The organism is Glutamicibacter sp. BW78, from assembly GCF_002332245.1.
GTDB lineage: Bacteria > Actinomycetota > Actinomycetes > Actinomycetales > Micrococcaceae > Arthrobacter_H > Arthrobacter_H rhombi_A.
In genome coordinates this window covers 1-5718 of the sequence record NZ_NRGU01000007.1, presented here as the reverse complement: position 1 = coordinate 5718, position 5718 = coordinate 1, and the positions used below count along the sequence as shown (strand labels likewise).

General features: G+C 55.7%; 3 rRNA genes. All 3 read right to left on the bottom strand.

Annotated features, from left to right (window positions below):
* Nucleotides 1-7: 7 nt before the first annotated feature.
* Nucleotides 8-124, bottom strand: a 5S ribosomal RNA gene (rrf, locus tag CIK75_RS00840).
* 280 nt (nucleotides 125-404) lie between these two features.
* Nucleotides 405-3535: ribosomal RNA gene (locus CIK75_RS00835) — 23S ribosomal RNA — on the bottom strand.
* 573 nt (nucleotides 3536-4108) lie between these two features.
* Nucleotides 4109-5636 (bottom strand): 16S ribosomal RNA (locus CIK75_RS00830).
* The 16S, 23S and 5S rRNA genes sit together here, the layout of an rRNA operon.
* Nucleotides 5637-5718 lie beyond the last annotated feature (82 nt).

Sequence of the window (5718 nt, the reverse complement as noted above, 5' to 3'; positions counted from 1 at the left end):
AAAATTTGTCCGGCGGCGACCTACTCTCCCACACCCTCCCGAGTGCAGTACCATCGGCGCAGTGGGTCTTAGCTTCCGGGTTCGGTATGGGACCGGGCGTTTCCCCCACGCTATGACCGCCGTAACTCTTCCACCCACACCACCAAGTGGCGGGGAAAACTAGTCACATTTGCCATATGGGAAACCAACCAGCAGCTGGTTTCCGTGGTGCAACATGTACAACAATATTCTATTACAGGACCAACCCCGAACACCAACCCCGAACCCCCACACAACCGGTAGGGGAGCAACACACCCCAAAAATGAAGGGTGTGATGGTGTTGGTGCCAAGGCGTTGTTGCCTGGCAACCGCATAGTGGACGCAGCATATCTTGCCCACACAACCAACAGTCGTGTGGTGAATTGTGGTGTAAGTTATCGGCCTATTAGTACAGGTCAGCTCCACGGGTCTTTAGTCCCCGCTTCCACGTCCTGCCTATCAACCCAGTGGTCTAGCTGGGGGCCTCTCACACTCAAGGTGTATGGAAATCTCATCTCGAAGTGGGCTTCCCGCTTAGATGCTTTCAGCGGTTATCCCTTCCGAACGTAGCTAATCAGCGGTGCACTTGGCAGTACAACTGACACACCAGAGGTTCGTCCGTCCCGGTCCTCTCGTACTAAGGACAGCTCTTCTCAAATTTCCTGCGCGCGCAGCGGATAGGGACCGAACTGTCTCACGACGTTCTAAACCCAGCTCGCGTACCGCTTTAATGGGCGAACAGCCCAACCCTTGGGACCTACTCCAGCCCCAGGATGCGACGAGCCGACATCGAGGTGCCAAACCATGCCGTCGATATGGACTCTTGGGCAAGATCAGCCTGTTATCCCCGAGGTACCTTTTATCCGTTGAGCGACGGCCGTTCCACAACGTGCCGCCGGATCACTAGTCCCGACTTTCGTCCCTGCTCGAGCTGTCACTCTCACAGTCAAGCTCCCTTGTGCACTTACACTCGTCACCTGATTGCCAACCAGGCTGAGGGAACCTTTGGGCGCCTCCGTTACTCTTTAGGAGGCAACCGCCCCAGTTAAACTACCCATCAGGCACTGTCCCTGACCCAGATCATGGGCCGAAGTTAGGAATCCGGTACGGCCAGAGTGGTATTTCAACGATGACTCCACGAACACTGGCGTGCCCGCTTCAACGTCTCCCACCTATCCTACACAAGCCGCACCGAACACCAATACCAAACTATAGTAAAGGTCTCGGGGTCTTTCCGTCCTGCTGCGCGTAACGAGCATCTTTACTCGTAGTGCAATTTCGCCGAGTTCATGGTTGAGACAGCGGGGAAGTCGTTACTCCATTCGTGCAGGTCGGAACTTACCCGACAAGGAATTTCGCTACCTTAGGATGGTTATAGTTACCACCGCCGTTTACTGGGGCTTAAATTCCCAGCTTCGCCCCGAGGGGCTAACCGGTCCTCTTAACCTTCCAGCACCGGGCAGGAGTCAGTCCGTATACATCGTCTTGCGACTTCGCACGGACCTGTGTTTTTAGTAAACAGTCGCTTCCCCCTGGTCTCTGCGGCCCCGATCCCCTCACACCAGCAAGTGGTGTTCAAGGTTGGGGCCCCCCTTCTCCCGAAGTTACGGGGGCATTTTGCCGAGTTCCTTAACCATGATTCTCTCGATCGCCTTAGTATTCTCTACCTGATCACCTGTGTCGGTTTGGGGTACGGGCGGCTTGAACCTCACGTCGATGCTTTTCTTGGCAGCATAGGATCACCGGATCACCCACCGAAGTGGGCGCCTATCGGGTCTCAACCATCATGAATGGCGGATTTACCTACCATTCGGCCTACACCCTTGGACCAGGACGATTCCATTGCCTGGCCCGGCTACCTTCCTGCGTCACACCTGTTAATACGTTGACCTCCCTGGCTCGGGTCCCGCGCCTGGCACCCGGTACCTTCCCCGAAGGGAAGATGATGGGTGTTCGGGGCGGTTAGCATCGCCAGTTCAGTAGGGACGGTTCTTCACCGGTACGGGAATATCAACCCGTTGTCCATCGACTACGCCTGTCGGCCTCGCCTTAGGTCCCGACTCACCCAGGGCAGATTAGCTTGACCCTGGAACCCTTGATCATTCGGCGGACGGGTTTCTCACCCGTCTTTCGCTACTCATGCCTGCATTCTCACTCGTGCCGTCTCCACCACTGGTTCACACCGTGGCTTCACTGCCGGCACGACGCTCCCCTACCCACCCAGGCGGCTGGACCACGAAGGCCTACCTATATACCTGGATGACGCAACTTCGGCGGTGTGCTTGAGCCCCGCTACATTGTCGGCGCGGAATCACTTGACCAGTGAGCTATTACGCACTCTTTCAAGGATGGCTGCTTCTGAGCCAACCTCCTGGTTGTCTTCGCAACTCCACATCCTTTTCCACTTAGCACACGCTTAGGGGCCTTAGTTGGCGTTCTGGGCTGTTTCCCTCTCGACCATGAAGCTTATCCCCCACAGTCTCACTGCTGCGCTCTCACTTACCGGCATTCGGAGTTTGGCTGACGTCAGTAACCTTGTAGGGCCCATTAGCCATCCAGTCGCTCTACCTCCGGTAAGAAACACGCAACGCTGCACCTAAATGCATTTCGGGGAGAACCAGCTATCACGAAGTTTGATTGGCCTTTCACCCCTACCCACAGCTCATCCCCTCCATTTTCAACTGAAGTGGGTTCGGTCCTCCACGCGCTCTTACACACGCTTCAACCTGGCCATGGGTAGATCACTTCGCTTCGGGTCTAGACCGCGCCACTGAACGCCCTGTTCAGACTCGCTTTCGCTACGGCTTCCCCACACGGGTTAACCTCGCGACACGGCACTAACTCGCAGGCTCATTCTTCAAAAGGCACGCCGTCACCACAACCAAGGTGGCTCCGACGGATTGTAGGCACATGGTTTCAGGTACTATTTCACTCCCCTCCCGGGGTACTTTTCACCTTTCCCTCACGGTACTTGTCCGCTATCGGTCATCAGGAAGTATTCAGGCTTACCAGGTGGTCCTGGCAGATTCACACGGGATTTCTCGGGCCCCGTGCTACTTGGGATACCATCACAAAGCGGCGGAAAACATTACGGCTACGGGACTAACACCCCCTATGGTCCGGCTTTCAAACCGATTCGCCTATGCACCCGCACCTCACTTCTCCAGTCCGGCAGAACTGGAATGAATGGTCCCACGACCCCGCCCATGCAACGCCCGCCGGCTATCACACATGGAACGGTTTAGCCCCATCCGCTTTCGCTCGCCACTACTCACGGAATCACTATTGTTTTCTCTTCCTGCGGGTACTGAGATGTTTCACTTCCCCGCGTTCCCTCCACGTAGCCTATGTGTTCAGCTACGGGTCACACGACATGACGCCGTGCGGGGTTTCCCCATTCGGAAATCCTGGAATCAACGTCCGGTTATCGACTCCTCCAGGCTTATCGCAGATTCCCACGTCCTTCTTCGGCTCCTGATGCCAAGGCATCCACCATGCGCCCTTGAAAACTTGACCACAAAAAGGTCTTTTCACAAGAGCATTTGATCGAGAGAACCACCAACAACCACACCCTAAAAGGATGCCCTGCTGGGGGTTCTCAAATAAATTGCTTTCGCAAAAACAACAAAAACCACACAACCAACACCCCCGAAAGAGTATCAATCACATGGCATCCATCGTCCTTGCAAGATGCTCGCGTCCACTATGCAGTTGTCAAACAACAACCCCGTCACACCCACCACCACAAAAACAGTCTTTCGTGGTCTAGGCCATGCGCGGGAGCCAAAACAAACCAGAACCAACCCCCCGACCACCAACCAAAAGCCAGTGACCAGAACATCGGGCCTGTTGTTTCAGGGCCCAACAGTGTGCCATGGACCCGAACCCGATCAGAACCCCACATCTTTCCAACACCACCCAAAAGCAATGCGTACTCAATACCAGGGAACAACCAGGTTCCAGGCCACAATCCGTTGACATTCCACCCATGAGCGCCCGCCTACCAACACAAGTGGCAGAAACGGGCTGAACTGAACACCACCACCAGGACATGCGCCCTGAAATGAATGAATGCTAGTTGCTCCTTAGAAAGGAGGTGATCCAGCCGCACCTTCCGGTACGGCTACCTTGTTACGACTTAGTCCCAATCGCCGGTCCCACCTTCGACGGCTCCCTCCCAAAAAGGGTTGGGCCACCGGCTTCGGGTGTTACCAACTTTCGTGACTTGACGGGCGGTGTGTACAAGGCCCGGGAACGTATTCACCGCAGCGTTGCTGATCTGCGATTACTAGCGACTCCGACTTCATGGGGTCGAGTTGCAGACCCCAATCCGAACTGAGACCGGCTTTTTGGGATTAGCTCCACCTCACAGTATCGCAACCCATTGTACCGGCCATTGTAGCATGCGTGAAGCCCAAGACATAAGGGGCATGATGATTTGACGTCGTCCTCACCTTCCTCCGAGTTGACCCCGGCAGTCTCCCATGAGTCCCCACCACTACGTGCTGGCAACATGGAACGAGGGTTGCGCTCGTTGCGGGACTTAACCCAACATCTCACGACACGAGCTGACGACAACCATGCACCACCTGTGAACCGGCCCCAAAGGGGAAGGACTGTTTCCAGCCCGATCCGGCCCATGTCAAGCCTTGGTAAGGTTCTTCGCGTTGCATCGAATTAATCCGCATGCTCCGCCGCTTGTGCGGGCCCCCGTCAATTCCTTTGAGTTTTAGCCTTGCGGCCGTACTCCCCAGGCGGGGCACTTAATGCGTTAGCTACGACGCGGAAAACGTGGAATGTCCCCCACATCTAGTGCCCAACGTTTACGGCATGGACTACCAGGGTATCTAATCCTGTTCGCTCCCCATGCTTTCGCTCCTCAGCGTCAGTTAATGCCCAGAGACCTGCCTTCGCCATCGGTGTTCCTCCTGATATCTGCGCATTTCACCGCTACACCAGGAATTCCAGTCTCCCCTACATCACTCTAGTCTGCCCGTACCCACCGCAGATCCGGGGTTGAGCCCCGGACTTTCACGGCAGACGCGACAAACCGCCTACGAGCTCTTTACGCCCAATAATTCCGGATAACGCTTGCGCCCTACGTATTACCGCGGCTGCTGGCACGTAGTTAGCCGGCGCTTCTTCTGCAGGTACCGTCACTTTCGCTTCTTCCCTACTGAAAGAGGTTTACAACCCGAAGGCCGTCATCCCTCACGCGGCGTCGCTGCATCAGGCTTTCGCCCATTGTGCAATATTCCCCACTGCTGCCTCCCGTAGGAGTCTGGGCCGTGTCTCAGTCCCAGTGTGGCCGGTCACCCTCTCAGGCCGGCTACCCGTCGTCGCCTTGGTAGGCCATTACCCCACCAACAAGCTGATAGGCCGCGAGTCCATCCCCCACCGATAAATCTTTCCACCCCCTTCCATGCGGAAGGAGGTGAGTATCCGGTATTAGACCCAGTTTCCCGGGCTTATCCCAGAGTCGGGGGCAGGTTACTCACGTGTTACTCACCCGTTCGCCACTAATCACCCGGTGCAAGCACCAGGGTCATCGTTCGACTTGCATGTGTTAAGCACGCCGCCAGCGTTCATCCTGAGCCAGGATCAAACTCTCCGTAAAATAATTACAGACACAACCAACAACCCAAGGGAAAACAAGGGAAGGGCTGCACCAAGTTACATAAATCCTGGCAAATATGTCC